The following is a 2,350-nucleotide window of genomic DNA, read 5'->3' on the forward strand; positions in this document are numbered from 1 at the left end:
CGCAAATAGTCAAGATCACGCTGACGGATATAATAGTAGCGCCCTTGCGAGTAGGCTTCCTCTAACTTCTCAATACCCTCAAGCGGACAGACGGGTTGCCAATCATAGCCCTCACGCCCAATCTTATAAGCATTTAGCTCCGTACAATACGTCTTTAGCCCTTGCTGGCGACCTTGCTCCCACATAACGCGATTGGGCGTCGCACCGACGACACTAGCGCAGCTATTAGTATAGTAACCAAAATAAGCGCCTGAGCGACCGCGCATACCATCGACATAGCCGACCTCTTGCCAGTTACTGCCTTGACATTGCTCTGGTGTGAGGCTCTTTTGGGTAGTAGCGCAGCCAGATAAGGCGAGCAAGGCGGCACCTAAGACAGACAAATTCAGGCTAGATTTAGCCATCATTGATGGGTTTTGCAGCTTGGACTGCAATACAGCGAATAAAGGAATCATAATAAACCTGCGCGCATCGAGAGTTATGGTTTATGATAGCACCTTTTTATAGGCCGCAACTTTTTGCATCTTGTTACCGAGCATATTTTTTGTCGTTAAGTGCTTGAAAGCTAAGTATATAACGGTAGGTAGATGCTCATGCTTTGATCACCTGCTATTCGCTCAAGCTTGATTTTTGAATTTGTACACTCATTATAAGTAGCGGCTACTGCTTTACTTCACTATTTTGTTTGGGGTTTGATTGTCATGGGAATATGGATCGCCATTCTTATCGTAATGTTCGTACTTGGCAGTATGATGGCGCTCAAACCTAGCGGTATCGATCAGCGCTTGGACAAGCTGCGTATTGAGGCGCGGCGTATGCAACTCAACCCAAAGCTGGTCGCCTGTCCTGAGTGGATGCAAGGACGCGATAACGAGATGGGGCGCGGTATGATAGGTCAGTATGGCTTGGTATTAGATAATATCAAAATGCCGCATACCCGCTACAAGGCTATCAATGGTCAGTGGCGCGCGGATACTAGCATCGAAAGTAACAAGGCCGATACGAGCACCAAGCTTGATATTCCTACAAAAGTGCGCACCAATACTCAAACGATGACAGCAAAGCCGATGCCTAGGATAGATTTTAGTTTAGATAAGATGCCGCTTGAGCTGCCGCCAACCATACAGCCTTTTGTAAAGGCGCTGATTACCCAAGCTAACAGCGTGATTATCTATTGGGAGGATGTCGACTATGTGCGTCCATCGACCAATCCTGCTTATAAGTCTTATAACATCGAACCTGATCTATTAGTGCTCAAAACCCAGTTAGAAAAATGGGCATTGCAAGTGCAAAACGCGCAAAAAAGCGCAAGTTAATGACCAATAATTTAGCATGGCTTAACAGAAAAACCGCTTTTATTATTTAAACTGTTTTAGGCAAAGCGCTGTTTTACAGTTGACATCTCAACTCATAGCAGTGTAACGTCTTTGTAATTAGGTTACGGTTATCTATCTCTTACAGCTTCCTTGATAACCCTGTTTTAAATACTATTATTTTTATAATCAATACCTTATATCCTCTAGTGATTTGTAATTCCTTTTAATCCATTTATTATGGTGTCGTCAGATATGGCAAAAACCACAACTAAAAGAACCATCAAAGCCACGGGCAGTGCCAAAAAGCCTCGTGCTGTAAAGAGCACTAAAGCGGCAACTTCAGATGGTGGTACTCCCTCCAAAGGCAAATCTTTGGTGATCGTCGAGTCCCCTGCCAAAGCAAAAACCATTAACAAATACTTGGGCCCAGATTTTGTCGTGCGCTCGAGTATCGGTCATGTGCGCGATCTACCTGTTGGCGCCAGCAAAAGCGCTAAAAAGACTGCTACTACCAAAAAAGACGACACGCTATCAAAAGAAGAAAAAGCGCAGCAAGCGCTGGTGCGTCGCATGGGCGTTGACCCAGAACACGGCTGGAAAGCGGTCTATGAAGTACTGCCAAACAAAACCAAGGTCATCAAAGAGCTCAAAGCACTCGCCAAAGACGCCGATACTATTTATCTAGCAACGGATATGGATCGCGAGGGAGAGGCTATTGCTTGGCATCTTAAAGAAGTCATCGGCGGGCCTGATAGCAAATATCAGCGCGTAGTCTTTAACGAGATTACGAAGTCGGCGATTCAAAACGCCTTTAAGCAGCCCTCAAAGCTCGATATTGACCGCGTCAATGCGCAGCAAGCAAGGCGGTTTTTGGATCGTGTTGTCGGCTTTATGGTCTCGCCAATCCTATGGCAAAAGGTCGCGCGTGGCTTGTCCGCAGGCCGCGTCCAGTCGGTTGCTATGCGCCTCGTCGTTGAGCGTGAGCACGAAATTCGCGCCTTTATTCCTGAGGAGTATTGGCAGATTCACGCTGA

The 2,350-nt window shown here is 46.3% G+C and carries 3 protein-coding genes; 2 read left to right on the forward strand and 1 reads right to left on the reverse strand.

Translation table 11 applies throughout. From position 1 onward, the window contains the following. Positions 1–455 (reverse strand): DUF2799 domain-containing protein (locus ACTXGO_RS12565; RefSeq protein ID WP_443574772.1); only part of this gene is annotated, 455 nt, incomplete at its 3' end. A gap of 246 nt (positions 456–701) precedes the next feature. Between ACTXGO_RS12565 and ACTXGO_RS12570 the strand changes: the two genes are divergently transcribed. Both ACTXGO_RS12570 and ACTXGO_RS12575 read left to right on the forward strand, forming a co-directional pair. Then, on the forward strand, positions 702–1,316 hold the full coding sequence (locus tag ACTXGO_RS12570) for a hypothetical protein (protein WP_443574773.1): 615 nt from the start codon (positions 702–704) through the stop codon (positions 1,314–1,316). A 252-nt stretch (positions 1,317–1,568) separates the two neighbouring features. Beyond that, a partial coding sequence (locus ACTXGO_RS12575) for a DNA topoisomerase (protein ID WP_443574774.1) occupies positions 1,569–2,350 on the forward strand: 782 nt, incomplete at its 3' end.

The sequence above is a fragment of the Psychrobacter sp. T6-1 genome (assembly GCF_052258445.1).

Excerpts from the sequence above, each read along its gene's own strand:
- ACTXGO_RS12570 (WP_443574773.1), top strand. The coding sequence starts at position 702 with ATGGGAATATGGATCGCCATTCTTATCGTAATGTTCGTACTTGGCAGT.